Source organism: Burkholderia sp. BCC0044, assembly GCF_902832955.1.
Classification (GTDB): domain Bacteria; phylum Pseudomonadota; class Gammaproteobacteria; order Burkholderiales; family Burkholderiaceae; genus Burkholderia.
In genome coordinates this window covers 1,008,731-1,034,849 of record NZ_CADFDO010000001.1, presented here as the reverse complement: position 1 = coordinate 1,034,849, position 26,119 = coordinate 1,008,731, and the positions used below count along the sequence as shown (strand labels likewise).

The 26,119-nt window shown below is 64.6% G+C and carries 16 protein-coding genes and 1 pseudogene; 13 read left to right on the top strand and 4 right to left on the bottom strand.

Annotated features, from left to right (window positions below; genetic code table 11):
- Positions 1-6: 6 nt before the first annotated feature.
- Together HWX14_RS04595 and HWX14_RS04590 are read left to right on the top strand one after the other, a co-directional pair.
- Positions 7-2,574: a TonB-dependent receptor gene (locus tag HWX14_RS04595; protein ID WP_175881723.1), complete on the top strand. Its 2,568-nt coding sequence runs from the start codon at positions 7-9 to the stop codon at positions 2,572-2,574.
- A gap of 56 nt (positions 2,575-2,630) precedes the next feature.
- A complete protein-coding gene (locus HWX14_RS04590; protein ID WP_175881722.1) occupies positions 2,631-3,380 on the top strand; it encodes a hypothetical protein in 750 nt (249 codons plus the stop codon).
- A gap of 16 nt (positions 3,381-3,396) precedes the next feature.
- Here the strand turns inward: HWX14_RS04590 and HWX14_RS04585 are convergent, their stop codons facing one another.
- On the bottom strand, positions 3,397-4,287 hold the full coding sequence (locus HWX14_RS04585; RefSeq protein ID WP_175881721.1) for a LysR family transcriptional regulator: 891 nt from the start codon (positions 4,285-4,287) through the stop codon (positions 3,397-3,399).
- Between the two features lie 112 nt (positions 4,288-4,399).
- On the opposite strand from HWX14_RS04585, the gene HWX14_RS04580 reads away from it, so the two are divergent.
- The gene (locus HWX14_RS04580) at positions 4,400-4,825 is read left to right on the top strand and encodes a VOC family protein (protein WP_175881720.1); all 426 of its coding nucleotides are present in this window, start codon (positions 4,400-4,402) and stop codon (positions 4,823-4,825) included.
- A gap of 132 nt (positions 4,826-4,957) precedes the next feature.
- Positions 4,958-5,542 (top strand): flavin reductase family protein, encoded by a 585-nt coding sequence (locus tag HWX14_RS04575; protein ID WP_175881719.1) that lies wholly within the window; start codon positions 4,958-4,960, stop codon positions 5,540-5,542.
- Positions 5,543-5,575: 33 nt separating this feature from the next.
- On the opposite strand, the gene HWX14_RS04570 is transcribed toward HWX14_RS04575, so the two are convergent.
- A complete protein-coding gene (locus HWX14_RS04570) occupies positions 5,576-6,472 on the bottom strand; it encodes a LysR family transcriptional regulator (protein ID WP_175881718.1) in 897 nt (298 codons plus the stop codon).
- A 97-nt stretch (positions 6,473-6,569) separates the two neighbouring features.
- On the opposite strand from HWX14_RS04570, the gene HWX14_RS04565 reads away from it, so the two are divergent.
- Genes HWX14_RS04565 through HWX14_RS04555 form a run of 3 tightly spaced genes read left to right on the top strand, consistent with a single transcriptional unit; the run spans position 6,570 to position 9,583 of the window.
- Positions 6,570-7,868 carry a citrate:proton symporter gene (locus tag HWX14_RS04565; protein ID WP_175881717.1) on the top strand — a complete coding sequence of 433 codons (1,299 nt, stop codon included), beginning with the start codon at positions 6,570-6,572 and terminating at the stop codon, positions 7,866-7,868.
- Positions 7,869-7,907: 39 nt separating this feature from the next.
- Positions 7,908-9,272, top strand: a complete 1,365-nt coding sequence (locus tag HWX14_RS04560) for an acyclic terpene utilization AtuA family protein (RefSeq protein WP_175881716.1) — start codon at positions 7,908-7,910, stop codon at positions 9,270-9,272.
- The gene (locus HWX14_RS04555; RefSeq protein WP_034200710.1) at positions 9,272-9,583 is read left to right on the top strand and encodes a hypothetical protein; all 312 of its coding nucleotides are present in this window, start codon (positions 9,272-9,274) and stop codon (positions 9,581-9,583) included. The genes HWX14_RS04560 and HWX14_RS04555 overlap by 1 nt, the downstream gene beginning before the upstream one ends.
- A 33-nt stretch (positions 9,584-9,616) precedes the next feature.
- Here HWX14_RS04555 and HWX14_RS04550 read toward each other — a convergent pair whose 3' ends face one another.
- Complete coding sequence (locus HWX14_RS04550; protein WP_175881715.1) at positions 9,617-10,447, bottom strand: carbon-nitrogen hydrolase family protein; 831 nt, start codon at positions 10,445-10,447, stop codon at positions 9,617-9,619.
- A gap of 237 nt (positions 10,448-10,684) precedes the next feature.
- Between HWX14_RS04550 and HWX14_RS04545 the strand changes: the two genes are divergently transcribed.
- Positions 10,685-11,509 (top strand): topoisomerase IV, encoded by an 825-nt coding sequence (locus HWX14_RS04545; RefSeq protein ID WP_175881714.1) that lies wholly within the window; start codon positions 10,685-10,687, stop codon positions 11,507-11,509.
- A gap of 55 nt (positions 11,510-11,564) precedes the next feature.
- Here the strand turns inward: HWX14_RS04545 and HWX14_RS04540 are convergent.
- Positions 11,565-11,750, bottom strand: a pseudogene (locus HWX14_RS04540) (phosphatidate cytidylyltransferase); the annotation flags it as partial.
- 212 nt (positions 11,751-11,962) lie between these two features.
- Here HWX14_RS04540 and HWX14_RS04535 point away from each other — a divergent pair.
- The 5 genes from HWX14_RS04535 (at position 11,963) to HWX14_RS04515 (ending at position 25,997) form a co-directional block, all read left to right on the top strand.
- Positions 11,963-21,109 carry a hemagglutinin repeat-containing protein gene (locus HWX14_RS04535; RefSeq protein ID WP_175881713.1) on the top strand — a complete coding sequence of 3,049 codons (9,147 nt, stop codon included), beginning with the start codon at positions 11,963-11,965 and terminating at the stop codon, positions 21,107-21,109.
- Positions 21,096-21,368: a DUF4231 domain-containing protein gene (locus HWX14_RS04530; RefSeq protein WP_244130163.1), complete on the top strand. Its 273-nt coding sequence runs from the start codon at positions 21,096-21,098 to the stop codon at positions 21,366-21,368. The genes HWX14_RS04535 and HWX14_RS04530 overlap by 14 nt, the downstream gene beginning before the upstream one ends.
- 67 nt (positions 21,369-21,435) lie before the next feature.
- On the top strand, positions 21,436-22,833 hold the full coding sequence (locus tag HWX14_RS04525; RefSeq protein ID WP_175881712.1) for a hypothetical protein: 1,398 nt from the start codon (positions 21,436-21,438) through the stop codon (positions 22,831-22,833).
- Positions 22,834-22,998: 165 nt separating this feature from the next.
- Positions 22,999-23,244, top strand: coding sequence for a hypothetical protein (locus HWX14_RS04520; protein WP_175881711.1), 246 nt, complete (start codon positions 22,999-23,001; stop codon positions 23,242-23,244).
- 1,013 nt (positions 23,245-24,257) lie between these two features.
- Entirely contained in the window at positions 24,258-25,997 is a 1,740-nt protein-coding gene (locus HWX14_RS04515) for a ShlB/FhaC/HecB family hemolysin secretion/activation protein (protein WP_175881710.1), read from the top strand.
- Positions 25,998-26,119 lie beyond the last annotated feature (122 nt).

The window sequence follows — 26,119 nt, the reverse complement described above, 5'->3', positions numbered from 1 at the left end:
CGTGACATGGGTAATGAAAGCAGCACTAGCCCATCGTCCACCGACTCTCCGATCATGGCTTCCATCCGCCTCACGTATCGGCGCCGTCCGGCGCCCGCCCGTCATCTGCCGCGCGCATCGCGCCCGGCCGCCACGGGCCGTCTCGCCCGCCGGCTGGCCGGCGTCGTCCTGCTGTCGGCGCTGCTGCCGCTGCCCGCGCTGGCCGACACCGACGCCGATGCGGCGCCTGCCGCGCAGCGCGCGTCGCGCCGCGCGTTCGACATTCCGGCCGGCCCGCTCGAAGCGGCGCTGAACCGGTTCGGCCGCGACGCGGGCATCCTGCTCGCGTTCCCGGCCGAGCTGACGGCCGGCCGGACGAGCGGCGGCGTGCACGGCCGGTTCGACGTCGACGGCGCGTTCGACCGCCTGCTGGCCGGCACGGGCCTCGTCGCGCTGCGCCAGCCGGGCGGCGGCTACACGCTGATGCGCGCCGACGGTTCGGCGGCCGGGCCCGTGCCGGCCGGCGCCGCGCCGGCCGCCGAGCTGCCGACGATCGACGTGCGCTCCAACGCGTTGCGCGCCGAAAGCTATCGCGCGCCGAAGGAAGCGGGCGTGCTGCGCTCGGACATTCCGCTGCTCGACACCGCGCAGGCCGTCAACGTCGTGCCCGCGCAGGTGCTGCGCGACCAGCGGCCGCGCAATCTCGACGACGCGCTCGGCAACGTGAGCGGCATCACGCAGGGCAACACGCTCGCGGGCACGCAGGACACGATCATGAAGCGCGGCTTCGGCGGCAACCGCGATGGCTCGGTGATGCAGAACGGCATGCCGCTCGTGCAGGGCCGCGCGTTCAACGCGGCGACCGACAGCGTCGAGGTGCTGAAGGGGCCGACGTCGCTGCTGTACGGGCTGATGGACCCGGGCGGCGTCGTCAACGTCGTCAGCAAGCAGCCGCAGCTCGCCCGCTACAACGCGATTTCGCTCGGCGCGTCGACGTTCGGGCACGGCAAGAACGGCGGCAGCGTGACCTTCGATTCGACCGGGCCGGTCGGCGATTCGCGGCTTGCGTACCGGCTGATCGTCGACCAGTCGAACGAGCAGTACTGGCGCAACTTCGGCGAGTACCGGCAGACCTTCGTCGCGCCGTCGCTCGCGTGGTACGGCCGCGATACGCAGGTCGCGGTGTCCTACCAGTACCGCAAGTTCCATTCGCCGTTCGATCGCGGCACCGCGCTCGACCCGCGCACCAATGCGCCGCTCGACATTCCCGCACGGCGGCGCATCGACGAGCCGTTCAACAACATGGACGGCGAATCGCAGCTCGCGCAACTGAGCGTCGATCACCAGTTCAATGCGGACTGGAGCGCGCATTTCGGCTACAGCTACAACCGCGAGACCTACGACGCGAACCAGTTGCGCACGACCGGCGTCGATCCGGTGAAGGGCACGATGACGCGCAGCAACGATGCGACGCACGGGGCGCTCAGCACCGACAGCTACGGGATCGGCTACGTGACGGGCAAGCTGACGCTCGCGGGGATGCGCCACGACGTGCAGGTCGGCTTCGATACCGAATACCGCCGCATCTATCGCAAAGACCTGCTGCGCCAGGCCGTGAAGACGCCGTTCAGCTATATCGATCCGGTGTACGGGCTGCTGCCGCCGTCGAGCACGGTGTCCGCGAGCGACAGCGACCAGACCGACACGCTGCACGACGCGTCCGCGTTCTTCCAGGATACGGTCCACCTGACCGACAAGTGGATCGTGTCGGGCGGCCTCCGCTACATCACGTACAACCAGGTCGCGGGGCGCGGCCGGCCGTTCACCGCGAACACCGACCTCAGCGGCTCGAAGTGGCTGCCGCGCGCGGGCGTCGTCTACAAGTGGACCGATGCGTTCTCGCTGTACGGCAGCTATTCGCAGTCGCTGAAGCCGTCGTCGTCGATCGCGCCGATGACGGGCTACATCATCGACGGCGCGACGCCGCCCGAGGAAGCGACCGCATGGGAAGTGGGCGGCAAGCTCGATCTGCCGGGCGGGATGACCGGTACGCTCGCGCTGTTCAACATCGACAAGAAGAACGTGCTCGTGTCGCAGTACAACGACGCGACGAAGCTGACCGACTGGCGCACGTCGGGCAAGGCGCGCTCGCGCGGCGTCGAGCTCGACGTCTCCGGCAAGATCGGCGGGCGCGTGAACGTGATCGCGAGCTACGCGTACATCGACGCGAAGACGACCGAGGATCCGCTGTACGCGGGCAACCAGCTGTGGAACGTCGCGCGTCACACCGCGTCGCTCGCGGCCGTCTACGACTTCGGCACGGTGGCGGGCGGCGACGATCTGCGCATCGGCGCGGACGTGCGTTACGTCGGCGCGCGGCCCGGCGATTCGGCGAACAGCTTCACGCTGCCGTCGTACGTGCTCGCCGACGCGTTCGCGACCTACGACACGCGGATCGGCAAGCAGACGCTGTCGTTCCAGCTCAACGTGAAGAACCTGTTCAACCGCACGTACTACCCGTCGAGCGCGAACCGCTACTTCGTCGCGGTGGGCGACGCGCGCCAGGTGTCGCTGCTGACCACGCTGCAGTTCTGACCATGCAATCGCCGCGCGGCCGTTACGCCGGCGCGCGGCTTCGGAGAGGAATCCAGATGAAGCTGAAGATGAAGAGCGGGGCGCGCCGCCGCCTGTTGCGTGTGATCGCTGGTTCGACGCTCGCGTTGTTCGCGGTTGTTGGCGCCGTTGTCTCGGCGCCCGCGTTCGCCGCCGATGCGTCGCCGGCCGTCACGCGCGTCGCGATGCTCGTGCAACTGCACGGCCCGAACCTGAAAGTAGACGAACGCATCGGCCAGCATCTCGGCGAACGCGGTTACGCGGTGCGCCTGATCGACGAGTCGGCCACGCCCGATGCGGTGCGCGACGCCGATCTGGTGATGATCTCGTCGACGGTATCGTCGAAGAACGTGCGGCCCGGCTGGCGCACGCTCGACAAGCCGCTCGTGACCTGGGAAAACGACCTGCTCGACGATCTCGCGATGACGGGCAAGCGGCACGACGTCGATTTCGGCGAAACGGGCAAGGAGCGCTACCTGTGGCTCGTCAACGCGCCGCATCCGATCGCGGCCGGGCTGCCGGCCGGCGCGACGAACGCGTACGGCAAGCAGGCGCCGATGAGCTGGGGCAAGCCGGGGCTCGGCGCGATCACGATCGCGACCGTGTACGGTCAACCCGACAAGGCCGCGATCTTCGCGTACGAGAAGGGCGCGACGATGGACTACGAAACGCTCGCGCCGGCGCGCCGCGTGATGTTCTTCCTCGACAACGACACGTTCACGAACCTGTCGCCGGCCGGCGTCGCGTTGTTCGACGCGGCGGTGGACTGGGCGGCCGGGCGGCGCTGAGCCGCCACGCGTCGGATCATGCGGGCTGCGGCGGCGCGCGCCGCCGCGACGCCGCCTCGATCAGTTGCGCGAGCGCTTGCGCGGGTTCCGACATCGTGCGCCGTGCACGATGCACGAGCCCGATGTCGCGATGGAACGTGTGATGTCCGAGGTCGATCGCGCGCACGCCGGCCGGCCAGCGACGATACACGGCGGTCTGCGGCACGATCGCGACGCCGACGCCGTTCTCGACCAGCTTGACGATCGCGTCGAGCTCGTCGAGTTCGCAGGTGTCGCGCACCGCGATATGCATCTTGCGCAGAAAGCGGTCGACCTGGCGGCCGCCGAACGACGCACGGTCGTAACGCACGAACGGCGCGTTCGCGAGCAGCGCGGCCCAGTCTTTGCCCTTCACGCCGCGCGGCACGATCAGCCGGAACGGTTCCTGTGCGAGCGTCGTCCAGTGCAGGTCGCTCTGCAGCGCAAACGGCGGCCGGATGATCGCGGCCATGTCGAGCTCGCCCGCATCGACCCGGTTGACCAGCTCGATCGACAGCCCGGGTATCACGCGCGTGCGGCACGCGGGGTGCCGGCGATGGAAATCGGCCAGCGCGGCCGGCAGCAGCGCGCTCTGCACCGATGCGATCGCGCCGATCGTCACGCGCACGGCGGCCGGCGAGCCGGGCGCGGTCGAGCTCAGGTTCTCGTACAGGCCGATCAGCGCCTGCGCCTGGTCGAGCACGTGATGGCCCCGCTCGTTGAGCCGCGCCGATCGGCCCTGCCGGTCGAACAGCGCGAAGCCGAGCTCGGCTTCGAGGCGCTGCATCTGCGCGCTGACGGCCGCCTGCGTGAGCCCGATACGGTTGCCGGCCGCGGCAAAGGTGCCTTCGCGGGCGACGGCGACGAGGGTTTTCAGTTCGCGGATCATTGATCAATTCCGTTTGTGAATCGCAAAACTATATATTGATTTAATTTTTGCTCGGCCTTGTCTACCATGGTGCCGTCCTCGCGCCACGCGAGCATTCCTTCACGAGGCCATCATGAGTCTTTCCCCGTTTCACCTGGCGATTCCCGTCTACGACCTGCCGGCCGCGCGCGACTTCTACGGCCGTGTGTTCGGGCTGGCAGAGGGGCGCTCGAGTGCGCAGTGGGTCGACTTCGACTTTTACGGGCATCAGCTCGTGATCCACGAGCATCCGAAAACGGCGTCGCAGGAAGGCGCGCATACGAATGCGGTCGACGGCCACGACGTGCCGGTGCCGCATTTCGGGATCGTGCTCGACTGGGCGAGCTGGGAGGCGCTGGCCGAGCGGCTGCGCGGGTTCGGCGTGACCTTCGTGATCGAGCCGTACGTGCGGTTCCAGGGGCAGGTCGGCGAACAGGCGACGATGTTCCTGTTCGATCCATGCGGGAATGCGCTCGAATTCAAGGCGTTCCGCGACATCGGCCAGCTGTTCGCGAAGTGACCGGCCGCGGCGCCAGCGCCGATTGACGTTGGGTGCGAGAATGCGGCCTTCAGCCCGGCCGCGCGCAGGTGCGACGGCCGGCGCCGCGCCGCACGGCATCCGTCCGTGCGCGCCGCTCTCCAAGGAACCCGTATGGACAGACACATCGCGCCGGTGGCGCTGAACAAGGCCTACCGTCTTCTCAATCACGGCCCGACCGTGCTCGTGTCGGCCCGCCACGACGGCGTCGACAACGTGATGGCCGCCGCGTGGGCGTGCGCGCTGGATTTCCTGCCACCGAAGCTGACCGTCGTGCTCGACAAATCCGCGAAGACGCGCGAACTCGTCGAGCGCAGCGGCACGTTCGTGATCCAGGTGCCGACGGCCGCGCAATTGCAGCTCACGCATGCGGTCGGCAGCCACAGTCTCGCGGAACGACCCGACAAGCTGCGTGAAGCGGGCGTCACGCTGTTCGACGTCGACGGCCACGACCTGCCGTTCGTCGCCGGCTGCTCGGGCTGGCTCGCGTGCAAGCTGATTCCGGAGCCGCACAACCAGCAGACCTACGACCTGTTCATCGGCGAGGTGGTGGCTGCGTGGTCCGACACGCGCGTGTTCCGCGACGGCCACTGGTATTTCGAATCGGCCGACCCGGCGCTGCGCAGCCTGCACTACATCGCGGGCGGCAATTTCTATGCGATCGGCGAATCGCTGCACGTCGATCCGGACGCGCAGTAGGCGCCGCGCGCACTTTCCCGAACCAGGCGCGCGTCATGCGCGCTTTTTCAATGCCGCCAGCATGAGGTCGGCGAACGCCTGCGCGACGCGCGGCAGCGTGCGCCCGCGCTTTGCGACGAGCGCGATCGGCCGCACGAACGCGGGATCGTCGATCGGCTTCGCGACGAGATCGGGTTCGGCGCGCACCTCGCGCGCGGTCGCGGGCAGGATCGTCACGCCGAGGCCGCCGCGCACCATCGCGACGGCCGTCATCATGTAGGTCGGCTCGCACGCGATGTCGGGCGTGCAGCCGGCCGCGTCCAGCGCGGCATCGACGACGCTGCGCACGCTCGTGCCCTGCGCGGTCAGCACGAGCGGCACGCCGGCGACGTCGGCGGTGGTGACGCGGCGCTTGCGCGCGAGCGGATGATCCTGCGGGCACACGGCGACCAGCCGGTCGGCGCCCGCATACAGCACCTCCAGCGACGCATCGAACGTGTCGCCGCCGGTCAGCCCGAGATCGGCGTCCTCGTTGCGCACGAGCGCGGTGACGAGGCTCGCGACGCCGTCGCGGATCTCGAAGCCCGCGCGCGGCACGTCGCGCCGGAACGACTGGATCAGCTCCGGCAGCATGCTGGACGCGAAGGTCGGCAGGCACGCGAGCCGCACCGTGCCGCTCGCGCCTTCGCCGAGCGCCCGCGCATCGCGCAGCACGCGTTCCATGTCGTCGAGCGAGCGCTGCAGCAGCGGCAGCAGTTCGCGCCCGGTCTGCGTGAGCGCGACGCTGCGGCTGTTGCGGTCGAACAGCCGCGCGCCGACGATTTCCTCGAGCCGGCGGATCTGCACGGTCAGCGCCGGTTGCGACAGGTGCAGCCGCGCGGCCGCACGCGTGAAGTTGCCGGCGTGCGCGACGGTGACGAATGCGCGAATGTCGCGAAGATTCAGATCCATAACGGTCCGTGATTGCTGCGATCAAATCATTTCAATTGTGCTATCACTGCGCCGACCTTACGCTCGTCTCCAACAAAAGACAAGGTAGGAGACACGGATGCTGCCGTTACTCGGGCTTGGCACGATCGTCGTGCTGCTGGCCGCGATTCTGTCCAAACGCATGTCGCCGCTCGTCGCGTTGATCATCGTGCCGATCGCGGCGTCGCTGCTCGGCGGTTTCGGGCTGCACACCAGCAAGTTCGTCATCGACGGGCTGAAGGGGCTCGCGCCCGTCGTCGGGATGTTCGTGTTCGCGATCCTGTACTTCGGGACGATCACCGACGCCGGCACGCTCGATCCGATCATCGACCGGATCCTGCGCGCGGTCGGCACGCGCCCCACGCGCATCGTGATGGGCACGACGCTGCTCGCGCTGCTGATCCACCTCGACGGCTCGGGCGCCGTCTGCTTTCTCGTGACGATTCCCGCGGTGCTGCCGCTGTACGACCGGCTGAAGATGGACCGGCGCGTGCTGGCCGCCGCCGTGTCGATGGCCGCCGGCATCAACTTCCTGCCGTGGACGGGCCCGATGATTCGCGCATCGGCGTCGCTGCACCTGCCGGTGTCGGCGCTGTTCAATCCGCTGATTCCGGTGCAGGCGATCGGGCTCGTGTTCGTGTTCGGCGTCGCGTACTGGCTCGGGCGGCGCGAGGAGAAGCGGCTCGGCCTGTCGGGCAACGACGCGTCGATCCCGCTGCCGAAACGCGAACTGACGGCCGACGAGCAGGCGCTGCGTCGGCCGCACCTGTTCTGGTTCAACCTGGTGCTGACGCTCGTCGTGCTCGGCACGATGGTCGTGATGGGCGAGAAGATTCCGCCCGCGATCATGTTCATGGTCGGGCTGTGCATCGCGCTGATGGTGAACTACCCGGACGTCGACATGCAGCGCAAGCGCATCGACGCGCATGCGCGCGCCGCGCTGATGATGGCCGGCATCCTGCTCGCGGCCGGCGTGTTTACCGGGATCATGCAGGGCAGCGGGATGCTGAAGGCGATGGCGCAGGCGGCGGTCGGCTTCGTGCCGCCGTCGATGGCCGGCCACATCCCGGTTGTGCTTGGCCTCGCGTCGATGCCGCTCAGCATGCTGTTCGATCCCGATTCGTTCTACTTCGGCGTGCTGCCCGTGATCGCCGAAGTGGCCGGCCAGCTCGGCGTGCCGGCCGTGCAGGTCGGACAGGCGGCGCTGCTCGGCCAGATGACGACGGGCTTTCCGGTCAGCCCGCTCACGCCCGCGACATTCCTCGTCGTCGGCCTGTGCGGGATCGAGCTGGCCGAGCATCAGAAATTCACGTTTCCGCTGCTGTTCGGCGCGTCGATCGTGATGACGATCGCGTGCGTCGTGCTCGGCGTTTTTTGATCTTTGTCGGCGATGCGCTCGCCGGATGACGGTACGGACATGACAGCAAAGCCATCACACGAACGGCGCGTGCGCATCGGCGCGGGCGCCGGCTACTCGGGCGACCGGATCGAGCCCGCGGTCGAACTGGCCGAACACGGGCAGCTCGACTATCTCGTCTTCGAATGCCTGGCCGAGCGCACGATCGCGATCGCGCAGCAGGCGCGCCGCAAGGATCCGGCGCTCGGCTACGACCCGCTGCTCGATGCGCGGATGCACGCGGTGCTGCCGGTCGCGGCGGCGAAGCGCGTGCGCATCGTGTCGAACATGGGCGCGGCGAACCCACGCGCGGCTGCAAGACGTACCGCGCAGATCGCGCAGTCGCTCGGCATCGCGGAGCTGAAAGTCGCGGCGGTCGAAGGCGACGACGTGCTCGACGTCGTGCTGCGCGGCGCGTTCCGTTTCGAGGAATCGGGCGACGACGTCGCCGCGTATCGCGACCGCATCGTGTCCGCGAACGCGTATCTCGGCGCCGCGCCGATCGTCGACGCGCTCGCGGCCGGCGCGGACGTCGTGCTGACCGGGCGCGTCGCCGATCCGTCGCTGTTCGCCGCGCCGCTGATTCATGCGTTCGGCTGGCGGATGGACGACTGGGACCGGCTCGGGCAGGCGACCGTCGTCGGCCATCTGCTCGAATGCGCGGGGCAGGTGACGGGCGGCTATTTCGCCGATCCCGGTTACAAGGACGTGCCGAACCTGGCACGGCTCGGGTTCCCGATCGGCGAGGTCGCGGCCGACGGCGCGGTCGTGATCACGAAAGTGCCGCATGCGGGCGGCCGCGTGAGCGCGGCGACCTGCAAGGAACAGCTGCTCTACGAGATTCACGACCCGGCACGGTATCTGCAACCCGACGTCGTGGCCGATTTCACGCGCGTGGCGGTCGCGGAGGAGGCGGCCGATCGCGTGCGCGTGACGGGCGGCCGCGGCGCCGCGCGGCCCGATACGCTGAAGGTGTCGGTGGCTTACGTCGACGGCTGGATCGGCGAAGGCCAGATCTCGTACGGCGGCCCGGGCGCGCTCGCCCGTGCGCGTCTGGCGCTCGACATCGTGCGAGAGCGGCTCGCGCTGACCGGCGTCGCGGCAAGCGAGCTGCGCTTCGACCTGATCGGCGTCGACTCGCTGTATGGTGACGCGCCGCCGGTCGCGCGCGGCGGTGAGCCGGCCGAGGTGCGCGTGCGGGTGGCCGGTCGCGCGGCGAATGCCGCCGAAGCCGCGCGGATCGGCAACGAAGTCGAGACGCTCTATACGAACGGGCCGGCCGGCGGTGGCGGCGCGTTCAAGTCGACGCGCGAGGTGATCGCCGTGCAGTCGGTGCTGCTGCCGCGCGCGGCCGTGACGCCGTCGTTTTCATTCGTGGAGGCCTGATGCAACTGCGTGAACTCGCGCATGCGCGCACTGGCGACAAGGGCAATACGCTGAACGTGTCGGTCATCTGCCGCGATCCGCGTCATTACGACCATCTGCGCATGCATCTGGATGCGGAAACGGTGAAGGGATGGCTCGCGGGCATCGTGCACGGCGACGTCGTGCGCTACGAATTGCCGGCGCTCGGCGCGTTCAACTTCGTGCTGCGCGATGCGCTCGGCGGCGGCGTGACGCGCTCGCTCGCGCTCGACGCGCACGGCAAGTCGGTCAGTTCGGCGCTGCTGGCGATCGAGGTGCCCGACCCGGCGTGACGACGGCGTCGCGGCCGGGACGCGGCAGGGTGCTTACGGAATCAGCAGTTCGCGACGGCCGTCCGCGTGCGCGATGCGCTCGCCGGCGATCTGCAGGCGCTGATCCCGACGATAGTCGTACACCGCCCGCGACGCGGCGAGCTGATCGAAATCGAGTTCGATCGCGTGCCGCGATTCGGTGTTGCCGGCTTCGAAGATCAGGTTGCCGAACGGGTCGACCGCGAGGCTGCCGCCGGCGAACACGACGCCGTGGCTGCCGCCGCCGACGCGATTGGCGACTGCCGCGAACACCTGGTTCTCCATCGCGCGCGCCGTCACCGACGTGCGGTGGACGTTGCGGTACGGCTCCATGTTGCCGTCGGTCACGAGGATCAGTTGCGCGCCGAGCGCGGCGAGCGCGCGGCCGGTTTCCGGGAATTCGCTGTCGTAGCAGATCAGCAGGCCGATCCGCACGCCGCGCCATTCGACCGTCGCGTAGCGGTCGCCGGGCAGCACGACGCCGTGCTCGCTGACCCACAGGTGCGTCTTGCGGTAGCGCAGCGCGATGCCGTTCGGCGTGACGAACACGGTCGTGTTGTAGAAGCGGCCGCCATCGTTCTCGATCAGCCCGACCACGACCGCGACGTCGCGCGCGCGGGCGGCCGCGATCACCGCACCGACGCTCGGGCCGTCGAGCGGCTCGGCGAGTTCGGCGAGTTCGGCGAGATTCGACGGATCGAGGAAGCCGGTGAGCTGCGCTTCCGGGAACATCACGAGGTCGGTGCCGGGTGCGCAGGTCGCGATCGCTTCGAGCGTGCGCCGCAGGTTGGTGGGCGTGTCGCCGTCGCGGCCGGCGAGCTGCACGATGTCGAGCTTCAGTTTCATGGGTGATGTCGGTGGCGGTAGCTCGTCGCGCCGTGCGTGTACGCTACGGCCTCGCGGGTCGATTTCCGCGCGTGTCGAACGGAGCCTGGAGTGGGAGATCGTAACGCCGGCCGGCGCGAATGGCGAGACCGGGCGTCGTGGTTTCGCATCAGGCCGCCGCGGCGGCGCCAGTGACCTTGAGCGGGCGAGTCTGCAACGATCCGCCGCACATTTTTCCCAATCCGATCGAACCTCGTCATGACTGTCCAGAACCGGAACCGACGTCTGAAGCCGCTCGCGGCTTCGCGCGCTGCATTTGGTGCGCTCACGGTACTCGCCGTGCTCGCTGCGCTGTCGCCCGTTCATGCCGCCGAGCCGCCGCAGCCCGACCGTCAACTGAAAACCTTCATCCACGACACGTACGGCAACTGGCGCGCGGACCGCAAGGGCTGGCAGGCGGAAGAGGGCGATTTCATCCATTCGCCGTGCGGCGTGCTGCGCGTGGCGACCGCGGACGGCCCGCGCACGCTGCTTGCGATGTGCGGCGAGACCGAGGCGGCCGTGCAGAATGGGATGCCGGGCATGGATTCGGACGCGACGCCGGGAGCGATCGACCTGTACGTGCTGAAGCCTTCGCCGGACGGCAGGACGCTCGAGCCGGTCGCGAAGAAAACCGAGATCGCATCGGGTCAGCGCGGCGAACCGGGCACGGTGCGCATCGAGCGGCTCGGGCCGCACCTGTTCGGGTTCGTCGTCGGCGAAAGCGACATGCGGCAAGGCTACACGCAAAGCTTTCGTTCGATCTGGCTGCCGTACGGCAATGCGCTGGTGCATGCGGCGGCGCGCATCGACGAGGCGCTCGACAATGCGGAGTCGACGGAATGCGCGCACGCTCGCGCGCGTTGCGAGGAGCGCCGCTTCGAGATCGCGCCGGACACGACCGGCGTCGGCGACGTCTATCCGCTGACGGTCACGGAAACGGGCACGCGCGGCGACAAGGCCATCCATGCGCGCTACACGGTGAAGTTCGACGCCGCGCGCGGCCGCTACGTCGTGCCGAAGGCGCTGCGCGACGGGTACTGATCCTTCGCTCGCAGGAACGGGCGGCATTGCACCGCCCGCGTATCGCGCAACTGGATCAAACGTACAGATAGCGCACCAAGTGAAAGAACACCGGCGCGGCGAAGCAGATCGAATCGACGCGATCGAGCATCCCGCCGTGGCCGGCGATCATCGAGCCCCAGTCCTTCGTGCCGAGCGAGCGCTTGACCGCCGACAGCACGAGCCCGCCGACGAAGCCCGCGATCACGATCGCGAGCGAAATTAAAACAGCCAATTCGCGTGGTATGTAGAGACTTCTCGTTCGATTGGTGGCTTTCTAAGTCGTACGTCAGTACACGTCAATTAGACAGGTCCGAAATACGGGATTTGTGGTTCTCCTTCAACAGCTTGGCAATATTTGACAGTCGCTCGCAAGGGTTTCGGTAAGCTCGCGTCCAATAAGCAAACGAATGGACGCGGGCCGCGTCGACGAGAATGAACAAGAATACGCACCGCCTGGTGTATTCCAGGCTTCGGGGTATGGTGGCCGCTGTCGGGGAGACGGTAACCGCTGAGGGGAAATCCGCAACAGGCGAAGCTCGCGCGCAGGGGCGGTCGTCGACGTATGGCGCTGGCGTTGTGGTGGCGGGCGTCGCCGCACTTGGCATGTTACCCACCCTGTCCGGTGCGCAGATCATCCCGACGCCCGGCACCAGCACGCAGGTGATCCAGACGCCGAACGGCTTGCCTCAGGTCAACGTGGCCAAGCCTTCGGGCGCTGGCGTATCGGTCAACACCTACAATCAGTTCGACGTCCAAAAGGCTGGCGCGATCCTGAACAACTCGGCCACGATGGTTCAGACCCAACAGGCGGGCTGGATCAACGGCAACCCGAATTACGGAGCCGGGCAGGCTGCACGGATCATCGTCAACCAGGTCAACAGTCCGAACCCCTCTCAAATCCGCGGCGCCGTGGAGATCGCAGGCGCCCGCGCGGAGCTCGTCCTGGCTAACCCGTCCGGGATTTTCGTGGACGGCGGAACCTTTCTGAATACCAGTCGCGCGACCTTGACGACGGGCGTGCCGTTCTACGGCGCCGACGGCTCACTCGCCGGTTACAACGTCAACCGCGGGCTCGTGACCGTGTCAGGCGCTGGCCTGAACGCAACCGGTACCGATCAGGTGGACCTTATCGCCCGCGCTGTACAGGTGAATGCGGCGGTCTACGCGAAGAATCTGAATGTGATCGCCGGCGCGAGCCAGGTCAACCACGACACGCTCTCCGCGACACCGATTGCCGGCGACGGCCCGGCTCCGTCGGTTGCGATCGACGTGAGCCAGTTGGGCGGTATGTATAGCGATCGGATCTTCCTCGCATCGAACGAGTTTGGTGTGGGGGTGGCCAACGCTGGCACGATCGCGGCGCAGGCAGGCGACCTGACGCTGCAGTCGAACGGCCGGCTCGTCCTGACGGGTAAGACCACGGCGAGCGGCAACCTCGCGCTGTCGGCCGCCGGCGGCATCCAGAATAGCGGCACCACATACGCGCAGCAATCGCTGTCGGCCAGCACAAGTGCCGATCTCACGAACAGCGGGACGCTCGCGGCGCAGCAGAATACAACGGTCAACGCTGGCAGCGTCAACTCGACCGGCACGCTCGGCGCCGGCGTGAACAACGACGGTTCCGTCACGCACAGCGGCGACCTGAACCTGACGGCGTCGGGCCAGCTCACCGCAACCGGCCAGAATGTGGCGGGCGGCAATGCGTCACTGACGGGCGGCAGTGTGAATCTCGCCGGCAGCCAGACGGCGGCAAACGGCAATCTGTCGCTGAACGCGACGGCCGGCGACGTGAACCTGTCTAACGCGACGACGAGCGCGCAAGGTGCCATTCTGGCGAACGCATCGGGCACCGTGATCAACGATCACGGCAGCCTGTCGAGCGGCGGCAGCACGACGTTGACCGGTGGTGCCCTCTCGAACCAGAGCGGCAAGGTTTCATCGCAGGGGCCGCTGTCGGTCAACGTGGCCGGCCAGATCGCCAACCAGTCTGGTGAACTGATTTCAGAGAGTACGGCAGACGTGCATGGCGGCACCATCGCGAACAACCAGGGCACCCTTCAAAGCGCGGCTGGCATGACGGTGGCTGGTGCGTCACTGGACAACACGGCGGGCCGGATCACGTCGCTCAACGGCGACGGCCTGTCGGTGACAACGAGCGGCCAGTTGACCAATGCCGCAGGAACGACTGCGAACGGCGCGCAAGGCGGTGTGATCGGCGGCAACGGCGATGTGTCGGTCCAAGGCGCAAACGTTGTCAATCGCGGCGCGATCACATCCAACACGAATCTGCGGGTATCGGGCCAGTCGGTCGACAACGGCGGCGGCACGCTGCAGGCCGCGCAAAAGGTGGCTGTCGACGCAGGCGCGCGCTTGGTCAACAACGGCGGCTCGATTGTCGGTCAGGCGGCTGTGCTGACTGGTACGACCCTCGACAACAGCGCCGGCACCGTGCAGGCCGAGCAGATGTCGTTGAACGCGACCGACCTCGTGAATCACGGCGGCACGATCACACAGACCGGCGCCGGAGCGATGAGCGTGAACGTGTCGGACATGCTCGACAATTCCAGCGGCGGCACGCTGCAAACCAACAGTACCGACCTGACGCTCGCCCCTGTCGCACTCGTCAACGATGGCGGCACGATCACGCATGCGGGCAACGGAACGCTGACGCTCGGCGGAGGTACGGGGTCGGTGTCGAACGTGGGAGGCGCGGTCGCCAGCAACGGGCGCGTCGTCGCGCAAACCGGCGCGCTGAACAACACGGCGGGCTCGTTCAACGCGCAGAACGGACTGACGGCAACCGTCGCCGGCACGCTGAACAATGCGAGCGGCAAGCTGTTGTCGAACACGGATCTGAGCGTCACCAGCGGTACGCTCGCGAACGACGGCGGCCAGATCGGCGCGAGCACGAACGCGACGATCCACACGGGCTCGATGACGAACCGGGGCGGTTCGATCGTCGCGCCGAACCTGTCGGTTACCGCCGATTCGACGCTCGACAACAGCGGCGGCAAGCTCGAGGCCAATCAGCTTGCGCTGACGGCCGCAAACCTCGTGAACCACGGCGGTACGATCACGCAGTACGGATCGTCAGCGATGGGGATGAACGTCAGCGGCGCGCTCGACAACTCGGCCGCCGGCGTGATCCAGACCAACAGCGCGGACCTGACGCTCACGCCGGCCGAGTTGAACAACGCGGGCGGCACCATTACGCATGCCGGCACCGGCACGCTGACGATCGCGCCGGGCCAAGGATCGAGCGCACTGAACAACGCGTCGGGCACCATCGTGACGAAGGGGCAAGCCGTCGTCAATGCGGCTTCCTGGAACAACGCGAGCGGTATCCTCGCCGCGCAGCGCGGCATCAACGCCACGATTGCGGGCGACGTGAACAACGCACAGGGCCTGCTGCGATCGGACGCGTCGCTGTCGTTGAAGAACGGCGGCGCTCTGTCAAACCGAGGCGGCCACATCCAGGCGGGGCAATCGATTGCGGGCGACACCAGCACGCTCGCCATTCAATCGGCCTCGATCGACAACGCGGACGGCGCCATTGTCGACCTCGGCGCGGGCAAGATGACGGTGCAAGGCGGCAACCAGATCGCCAACAGTCACGCCGGCGGCGTCGCGGGCATGGGCGCGATTACAGGCAACGGCGATGTAACGGTCAGCGCGGCGTCGATCAGCAACACGCAAGGCGGTCAGCTCAGCGGCGCGTCGCTGCATGTTCAAGGCAACGCCTTGGACAACAGCGGCGGCACGATCGGCAACGTCACGAATTCGAACGGCGACGTGGACGTGACGACGACCGGTGCGATCACCAACACGAATGGTCAGATCAGCTCGACGCACGACCTGTCGGTCGCGGCGGCCACGCTGCAGGGCAGCGGCACATACAGCGCGGCGCATGATGCGAACGTGAACCTGCAGGGCGATTACACGGCGGCATCCGATACGCAGTTCAACGTCGGTCACGATCTCGCCTTCACGCTGCCCGGCACCTTCACGAACAACGCGAACCTGCAGTCGGTCAACAACCTGAGCGTCAACGCGGGCAACATCGTCAACGTGGGCGCTCTGACTGCCGGCGGCTTGCTGCGCACGCACTCGACCAACCTGTTCAATACCGGCGCGCTCGTGGGCGCCAGTGCCTCGCTCAACGCGACAAACACGATCTCGAACCTCGGGCCGACCGCGCTGATCGGAGCATCGGACAGCAACGGCACGCTGGAAATCCTCGCGCGCGACATCGAAAACCGCGACGACACCACTGCGACCGATTCGATGGCGACGACGGCGATCTTCGGCATGGGCAAGGTCGTGCTGGCAGGCGGCAAGGACGCGAGCGGCAATTACACCAACGCCGCGCTGGTCAACAACGTGTCCGCGCTGATTCAGTCCGGCGGCGACATGGAACTGCACGCGGACAAGATCACGAGCACGCGCCGCGTGATGAAGACCTCGACGAGTTCGATCGATCCATCGCTGCTCGGCCAGTTCGGTATTCCGATCAGCGGTCGCACGGGCCAGGTCGGCGTGAAGGATCCGGACAGCATCGGCGGCGTCTACACCGAGCCGCCTCACGGCGGTCAGTGGAACAGCACGTATCAGTTCACGACCTACTATGCCGACAGCGCGACGGCGACGACAGTGACGGACATCAGCCCGGCCGCGCAGATCGTGTCGGGCGGCAGGATCGATGCGTCGTCGGTCGGCACGCTGCAAAACTACTGGAGCAACATCGCGGCGGTCGGCGACATCAAGATGCCGGGGCACTACGACGCCGATGGTTGGGCGGCATCCGGGCAGAAACTGCCGGGTGTGACGGTTTCCTACTCGGGACAATATCACTACAACAACTACGACAATTCCGAACACGACTGGCAGTTGCCGTTCGGCAATGCACCGTTCGTCGGCAGTCGCCCGGGCGGCTACACGCAGGCGGCACCAGCGTCGATCAAGGATTACACGCTGCCCGGCTACTTCTCGACGATGAGTTCCAACGGCACGATCTCGGGGACGGGCGTCAACGTCAGCAACACGGCTGGTAACGCATCGATTCCGTCACTCGGCTTGCTGCCGGGACAGTCCGTGCCGGGTCTCACGCCCACAAACCTGAGTGGTAACGCGAGTGGTGCGAAATCGGGTACGTCCGCCGTGCACGGCGGTCCGCCGGCGCCTGTCGATCCGATCATCGCCAGTGCGACGGCGCTGAACGTACTGAACAATCTCACGATTCCGCAGGGCGGGCTGTACCGGCCGGCTACCGCGCCGAATGCGAACTTCGTGATCGAGACGAACCCGGCGTTCACGAACCAGAAGAATTTCATTTCGAGCGACTACTTCTTCGGGCAGCTCGGTGTCGACCTCACGCATATTCCGAAGCGTCTCGGCGACGGCTTCTATGAGCAGCAGCTCGTGCGCAACCAGGTGACGGCGCTGACCGGCAAGGCGGTGCTGGGACCGTATGCGGATCTGCAGACGATGTATCAGTCGTTGATGACGGCTGGCGCGGATCTGTCGAAGTCGCTCGATCTGCCGATGGGCGCGAGCCTGTCGGCCGAGCAGGTGTCGAGGCTGACCAGCAACGTGATCATGATGGAGACCCGCGTGGTGGACGGCCAGTCCGTGCTGGTGCCAGTCGTGTATCTCGCGCAGGCGAACCAGCAGAATGTCAACGGCCCGTTCATCAGCGCGACGAACATCGATTTCCAGAACGCGCAGTCGTTCACGAACAGCGGCACGATCAAGGCGGACAACACGCTGGCGGTCCAGGGCAAGCAGATCGACAACGCGTTCGGCGCGCTGCAAAGCGGCGGGCTGATGGCGCTGAAGACCGAGAACAACATCGACCTGACGTCGGCGAGCGTGAAGGCCGGCAGCCTGCAACTGGATGCCGGGAAAGACCTGATTCTCGATACGGCGACGAAGACGAACACGCGCGTGAGCCGGGACGGTGCGACGAGCGTCGTGACCACCCTCGGGCCGACTGCCAAGCTGGACGTCGCCGGCGATGCATTGATTGTGACGGGCGGCAACTTCCAGCAGAACGCGGGCAACCTGTCGGTCGGCGGCAATCTCGGAATGAACGTCGGCGGCAACTGGGATCTCGGCGCGGTGCAGACCGGCGAGCACAAGATCGTGCAGCGCGCGAACGGTGTGTCGAATACCGACATCAACAAGGTTACCGGTAGCTCGGTGAAGGTGGGCGGACAATCGAATGTCGTCGTGGGTGGCGATTTGACCGCCAAGGGTGCACAGATCGACCTCGGCCAGGGCGGGACCCTTGCTGCCAAGGGCAATGTGACACTCGGTGCGGCAAGCACGATATCGACGGTGAACAGCAACAGCTCGGGTAGCGACAGTCACGGCAGCTATGCGGAGACGCTGCACACGTCGGATCAGGCGCTGACCGGGACGACGCTCAAGGGCGGCGATACGGTCAATATCGTGTCGGGCAAGGATATAACGCTCTCCGGTAGCACGATCAGCCTCGACAAGGGCAACGCGAACCTGCTGGCGGCCGGCGACGTGAATGTCGGCGCGGCAACCGAAGCGCACGAGTTGAACTCGCACGAAACGCACAGCCATCGCAATGTGGTGAGCGGCGTGAAGGTCGCGAGCGGGATCGACCAGACGATGACGCTCAATCGAGGCAGTCTGGTGTCGGCGGACGGCGTGAACATTGTCAGCGGAAGGGACGTCAATGTTCAGGGCAGCACCATCGTCGGAACGAATGACGTGACGCTCACGGCAGCGCGTAACGTAACTGTCACGACGTCGCAGGACACCTTGCAGTCGTCGAGCTACTACAACAAGAAGGAATCCGGGCTGATGTCGGGCGGGGGGCTGTCTGTGTCAGTGGGCAGCAGTTCGCTGAAGACGACCAGTCAGACAACCGAGGTGTCGAACAACAGCAGCGCGATCGGTTCGCTGAAGGGCAACCTCAGCATCACGGCTGGAAACGACCTGCACGTGACGGGCAGCGACCTGATCGCCGCGAAGAATCTCAGCGGGACAGGCGCGAACGTGACGATTGACGCGGCGCAGGACAAGAACCACCGCAGTGAAACGCAGGAAGTCTCCAAGAGCGGCCTGACGCTAGCGCTGAAGGCGCCGGTGATCGACGCGGTATCTAACGCTGTGGGTCAATCGCGTGCGTCCGGCAATAGCCAGGATGGTCGCGCGGCAGCGTTGCATGGGATGGCGGCAGCCAGCGCGGCGTGGGATGCGAATATGGCCGCAGGCGATGTGGTCCGGGCGCTGGGGGCTGGCGAGACGCCGCAGTTCAAGGTCGAAGTCAGCGTCGGCAGCAGTCACAGCAAGAGCGCATTTTCCGAAGACAGCGTGACGAATCGCGGCTCGAACGTGAACGCGGGTGGGACGGTGGCGTTCGCGGCGACCGGCAATGGTCAGGCTGGCAGCGGCAATGTGACGATCGCCGGTTCGAACGTGAACGCAAACGACGTGATCCTGGCGGCGAAGAATCAGGTCAATATCATCAATACGACGGATACGGATTCGACGCGCAGCACGAATGAATCGAAGAGTGCGAGCGTGGGCGTGTCGGTCGGCACGGGCGGGTTCGGTGTTTCCGCGGCGATGTCGAAGGCCAACGGCGACGGCAACAGCGATCTGGCCACGCAGAACAACAGCCATGTAACCGCAGCAAACAATGTGACGATCATCTCGGGCAGCGATACGAACATCATCGGCTCGAACGTGAAGGGTAATCAGGTCAACGCCGATGTGGGCGGGAATCTGAACATCGTCAGCGTGCAGGATACGTTGTCGAGCGCGGCGCATCAGTCGAGTTCGGGCGGTGGCTTCAGCGTCAGTCAGGGCGGCGCCAGCGGGAGCTTCAGCCAAAGCAAGGGCAACGCGTCGGGCAGCTATGCGGGCGTCAATGAACAGGCCGGGATTCACGCAGGCGATGGCGGTTTCAATATCAACGTCACCGGCAATACCGATCTGAAGGGTGGGCTGATCGCGAGCGACGCGGATGCGTCGAAGAATTCCCTGACGACAGGTTCGCTGTCCTTCTCGGACGTCCAGAACCAGTCGCATTACGATGCGAGCTCGAGCGGCTTCAGTGCAGGCGCGACGACCGGCGACGGCGGAATGAACTACAGCACGCACGGCAGCACGTCGGGCAAGAATACGGGGGGCGCTGCGCCCATGCTTGGCCAGAACGATAGCGGCAGTGATAGCGCGACGACGAAGAGCGGCGTGAGCGCGGGGACGGTGACGACGACGGATTCGGCGAACCAGAAGCAGGATCTGGCGAGCTTGAACCGCGATACGACGAACACGAATGGTACGGTTGCCAAACTTCCGGACATGCAGAACCTGCTGGCCAATCAGTCGGACATGATGGCCGCGGCGAGCGCGGCCGGCGAAGCGGTGTCGCGCCGGATCGGGGACTATGCCGACGAGATGAAACGGCAAGCCGAGAGGAACGGCGACCAGGCCGGCGTCGACGCATGGAAGGAGGGCGGAGCGAACCGCGCACTGATGCAAGGCGCAGGCGCGGCGCTGGTGACCGGACTGGCGGGCGGCAGCGCGGTCGGTGGCGCAGCCGGTGCGGCAATTGCGTCGATCGCATCGGGCAAGTTGAACGAACTGAGCAGCGCGATCGCAGGCAGTGATCCGACCGGCAACGCGAATATGAATCAGGCGCTGGGCAACATCGTGGCGAACGCGCTTGCGACGGGTGCCGGAGGTGTCGTGGGCGGTGAATCGGGGGCGTTCTCCGGGTACAACGTCGATCGGTTTAACCGGCAGCTGCATCCGGAAGAAAAGACGCTGGCGAAGCAGCTGGCAGAGAAAAGCAAAGGTAAATATACCCAAGCGCAGATTGAAGACCAGATGCGAATCATGGATGTGTCGGTTGACGGCCAGCATCAATCAGGCGCACCGGAGACGCTAGTGGGGCAAGCACCGACGGACTCTGGTGCTAAATGGATCTATGCGGGCTCGACGGCCGACGGGAAACCAATTCTGACCCAGGCGACGGCACAGGTGAATTCGGATCTGCAGGCATACATCGTGGCAAACGCGAACTCGGCGGCGCCTGGTCAGGTGCCGAGCCAGTTCAGCTACGATCAGCCGGCGAAGCCAGATTATCATTTCACGTTGACAGGGCCATTTACTCGTCTGCCGAACCAAACCGATGTGAATTACGTCAAGTCAACCACGGGTGATTTAGCGTCGGCCACGTCAACGACCGCCGGGTGGATTGGGTCGACGAGCGGTGCACTGGCGTCTGCTCCATCTCCGTTTGCTCCATTGTTTGCGCAGATTGCATTCTGGGCGACTGCCGTTGGTGTCGGCGCTGATGCTGTCGGACAGATGGTGAGTCCGAACTTTGGGCAGTACGGCGTTGGCGGCGTACTGAACGTGGTGTCGAATGCAGCATCGGAAAAATATCCTCTCCTCGGCCCGGTTATCAATGGAGTATCGAATACTGTGAGTAGCAGTGATATTTCAAATAAGGTTCAAGGAATACTCAATTCTTATTGGCAGAGTGTCGTGAAGGCGGCAACGGGAAACGCGGGAGGAAACAGTGCGAAAAATTAATCTGATCGAAGATGGAAATTTTCCTCGGTGGGTGAGATTGGGTTTGATTGTGATAGGGGTATTGGCGATGTGTGTCGCAGTCAAATTCATTCCACCATCAATTTTTGGAGGGATTGTGTTATTGGCTGGCTTCGGGATAGCGCTGGTGGGTGGCTATACAAGTCGAGCCGCGATGTTGAAGATCAAGCCCTTCGATAACAGCTACAAAAAGGCGCGCAAGAGCTACGAAGTGAAAAACGACGAGTCGGACGAGTCCTGAGGACAATAAATTTGGCGATGCGAGCTCCAGCGGCTCCAGTGCAGGTGCGACGACCGGCGACGGCGGAATGAACTACAGCACGCACGGCAGCACGTCGGGCAAGAATACGGGGGGCGCTGCGCCCATGCTTGGCCAGAACGATAGCGGCAGTGATAGCGCGACGACGAAGAGCGGCGTGAGCGCGGGGACGGTGACGACGACGGATTCGGCGAACCAGAAGCAGGATCTGGCGAGCTTGAACCGCGATACGACGAACACGAATGGTACGGTTGCCAAACTTCCGGACATGCAGAACCTGCTGGCCAATCAGTCGGACATGATGGCTGCAGCCAGCGCGGCTGGTGAAGCAGTGTCGCGCCGGATCGGGGACTATGCCGACGAGATGAAACGGCAAGCCGAGAGGAACGGCGACCAGGCCGGCGTCGACGCATGGAAGGAGGGCGGAGCGAACCGCGCACTGATGCAAGGCGCAGGTGCGGCGCTGGTGACTGGACTGGCGGGCGGCAACGCGGTCGGTGGTGCAGCCGGTGCGGCAATTGCGTCGATCGCATCGGGCAAGCTGAACGAACTGAGCAGCGCGATCGCCAGCAGCGATCCGACCGGCAACGCCAATATGAATCAGGCGCTGGGGAACATCGTGGCGAATGCGCTTGCGACGGGTGCCGGTGCAGCAGTTGGCGGTGAAGCTGGAGCGTTCTCTGGATACAACGTTGACCGGTTCAACCGGCAGCTTCACCCCGACGAAAGACAGTGGGCGAAGGACAAGGCGAAGGACTTTGCGAAGTTCTATGAAGAAAAGACCGGGAAGGCACTCACTGCGGAGCAGGCGGAGAATATGCTGCTGGCGAACGGCTATCGATTGGTGGATGCGGCGGCAAGCAAGGGGCCGGGAGGGGACGCAACCGCGGTGGCCTATATCAGTCAGAATGGTGGCGGGCTGTTCCATGCGACGTCGGCGGAGTACAACAGTCCGTTCTTGTCTGGGAACAAGGATGGCTCGCTGACACCAGAGCAGAAGGCGTTGCCGGGTGCGGTGGCCAATCCAAAGGCCGGGCTAGTCATTGCCGGCGGCTTGGTAACTGCTGGGCTGGCGCCAGAGATTGCTGCCGGATTGGCGGCTATCCCGGGCGCGCCAATTTTTGGTTCGACCGGAGCTTTGGGATCCAGTGCGTGGGCGTCACCGATTGGTATTGGCGCCCTAACTGGTAGTGTAAATGCGACATCGCAGTACATCCAGAATGGCACGGTTAATCCAGTCGATGTTGGGTATGCGGCATTGGCTGGCGGAACCGGCACTTACACCAAGTTCTTTGGAAATTTTGTAATAAACGCAGTGACAGGTGCTCTTGACACCGTCACCAACAACGTGATCTCTGGCAAACACGACAGCATAGCAACTGGCGCAGCGGTGAACGCGGGTGCGGCGGCTATCGGTTATGGTACGGGACTAGCTATGCAAATTTAATATCCGCATTGTCGAAGTCGGGGATGGGTAGCTTTGGTTGGTCCGGGACTGGTGTTTGGGCGGGATCATCGGGACAAAATCTGTTTAACCCGAATAATGTTCCTGCGATTGGTGCCGGTGTCGGCGGCGCTGCCGGCGCCGAAGCCGGAACGAAAGCGATAAACGATGCAAAATCTCGGATTGGGAAGTGAAGAAATGTTCAGATTGATTGTCTTGTATTTTGCCGCTTTCTTGTTGTCATTTCTGTGTTTTGTCTTGATAAAAATATTTGTAATGGCTTTTTTTGCTCATTTTTATGGTGGCGGTTTATTGTGGGAAAGTAGCGACACGAGATTTGTTTTGGTGAACGGCACCCTACTGGGGTTCGTGTTTTGTGTTTTTGCGACGGTGGCTTTTGTGCGAAAAAAATGATTGCCGATGCCATCATAAAATCTGCTTCAACCGGCAGCTGTATCCGGACGAAAAGACTACCAGGATAGTGGGGAAGACAAACAACCCTGCTTCAGTTGGCTGGGGCTTCTCCATTGATCAAGGGAAAACTGGGATTGGATGGTAGCCATGGGGCCGTCAATTGCATCTGTTTCGAAAGCGCGGATACAGAAAATCATCTGGTGGTGCTTTTCACTGCGATTATGGGCTTTATCGTTTGCGTGATAGTGAAGAGGCTGGTAGGGCAGCGCAGGCAATCGTGAAGTCTGGTGAACCTCATAAGCAATTAGGAGTGGGAATGTCGCTTGAATCCATAAGTGGCCTTATAGGAGGATTATTCGGGCCAGTTTTCGGAAGGATTCTCAGGAAATTTCGTCTCTGGAAGGTTTTCCTCGCATCAATGTTGCTTATATATAGGATTATTTGCGGCGGGGATTGTGGTGGTTGGGTTCAAGGATGCAATATCTAGATTTGGTGAATTTCTCAAACCTTTCGCGCTGCTTGTATTTGTGGGTTTGTCTGCCACTGTCACTCTCGTTGCATTTTTAGGGCGTGCCGCACAAAAAAACCGAGAGAACTGACCGACCTGCACTCCTATTGGTAAGGGACTGTCATGCCGGGTTAGATCATAAGCGGGTTGGTTGGCGAAATGTTCGGGACACTCGTTGGTAAGGTGTTTGGGAACGTTTCGCTTCTGGAAAGGCACTCGTGCGTTGTTTCGGATCACTTCCGATGGGGAATGTATTGGTTATATTTAAGAAGGTGTGCCGATATTTTCCGAGATGAAGGGTGGCAAAGATAATTAAGGGTGTTAATGAGCGTTGGATTAATCGATACTTTTATCTTCGGGCGCTCAGGCTTCTTGCGATGTTGTAATGCGGTAAGTCCAATGGCGTTGGCGGATGCTAGGTGCGTTCGGTTAACTGGCGATCGCATACTGAGCACCGATCGGTGTGCGACGTAGTCGACATTCACAGTCAAGTGCTTAAAAATACATGAGAACTATTTGCCGAGGGAATTCCGCTGTAGCAGTACTGCTGCTTATCGCGACTGGTGTATCGGCACAGGAAACGCCGAGACTGGTCATTCCGGGCAATGATCAGCAAACCCGGCAGCAGGAAGAGGCCCGCGAGCGCGAACGAGCGGTCTCCGCGCCCGGGGTGCGTTCGGGCGTGACGGCGAGCGCCGGGTATCCGGCATTGCCGTCGGAGTCGCCGTGCTTTCGCATCGACCGTTTCTCACTCGACGTACCCGATGCGCTGCCCGCCTCCCTGAAGTCGCAAGGCGCGTCGGCGTTGCCGATGGATCGCTTCGCCTTCGCGCGCGAATGGCTCGAGCACTACGCCGACCAATGCGTCGGCAAACAGGGGCTCGACGTGCTCGTCAAGGGCCTGTCGCAAGCGATCCTGGCGCGCGGATATGTCACGACGCGCGTGCTGTTGCCCGAACAGGATCTGTCGACTGGCACCCTCAAGTTTTCGCTGATTCCCGGCGTGATCCGCCACGTGCGCCTCGCCGACGAGAAGCTCCGCGGCACCTGGAAAACAGCCTTCCCGACCGGCGACGGCGAACTGCTGAACCTGCGCGATCTCGAACAGGGCCTCGAGCAGATGAAACGTGTGTCGAGCCAGGACGTGTCGATGCAAATCGTCCCGGCCGACGTGCCTGGCGAAAGCGATGTCGCGCTCGACGTGAAGCGCGGCAAGCCGTGGACCGTCGTCGCCTCGGTCGATAACTCGGGCACGAGGGCGACTGGGCGCCTGCAGGGCAACCTGTCGCTCGGCATCGACAACCCGCTCGGTCTGAATGACATCTTCAACATAGGCGTAAGCCAGGATCTCGAGTTCGGTGACAAGCGGCTCGGTTCGCACGGCTGGAACGGCTTCTATTCGATTCCGTGGGGCTACTGGACCGCGACGCTCTCCGCATACACAAGCACGTACTACCAGCAGATCGCCGGCGTGAACCAGACGTTCATCGCGAGCGGCAATTCGAAGACGGTCGACCTCAAGCTGAACCGCGTGCTGTCGCGCAGCCAGAACGACGTGTTCGGCGCGCAGTTCCGGCTGTCGCGCCGCTTCGGTCAAAGCTTCATCGAAGACACCGAGATCCCGCAGCAGCGCCGCAACAACACGTTCGTCGAGTTCGGCCTGACCGATCGTCACTACTTCGGCAACGCGCAGTTCGACGGCACGCTCGCGTACCGGCAGGGCATCGGCGCGTTCGGCGCGCAGGACGACATACTGGCGGCCGACGGCGGCCCGACTTACCGCTACAAGATGGCCGTGCTCGACGCGAATCTGTCGGTACCGTTCGTAATCGCGCAGCAGCCGTTCCGCTACGTGACGACATTCCACGGCCAGTACACGGGCAATACGCTGTACTACATCGACGACCTGACGATCGGCAGCCGCTACACGGTACGCGGCTTCGATGGAGAGACGATGCTGGCGGCTTCTCGCGGGTTCTACTGGCGCAACGAGCTTCAGGCGCCGATCGGGCAGACGGGGATGGCGGTTTACGCGGGCCTCGACTACGGTCGAGTGTGGGGCCCGCAGCCGGTCGCGCTGGTTGGCACGCAACTGGCAGGCGCGGTGATCGGCGTGAAGGGGAGCGTCGCGACGCGTTTCGGCGGGTACGGCTACGACCTGTTCGCCGGTACGCCGGTGTACAAGCCGTCCGGCTTTCCGACGAACCGGGTCACGCTCGGGTTCCAGTTGACGGCCCAGTTCTGATGAAAACGCGATCGAGCCGCTCGGCACTTCATGGATTCAAAATGCCGACGAGGATCGGGGACCATTTCTGACCGCGCAGATCGTAGCAGTCGTGTTCGCGAACAGTTGGCAGGCTATCGATG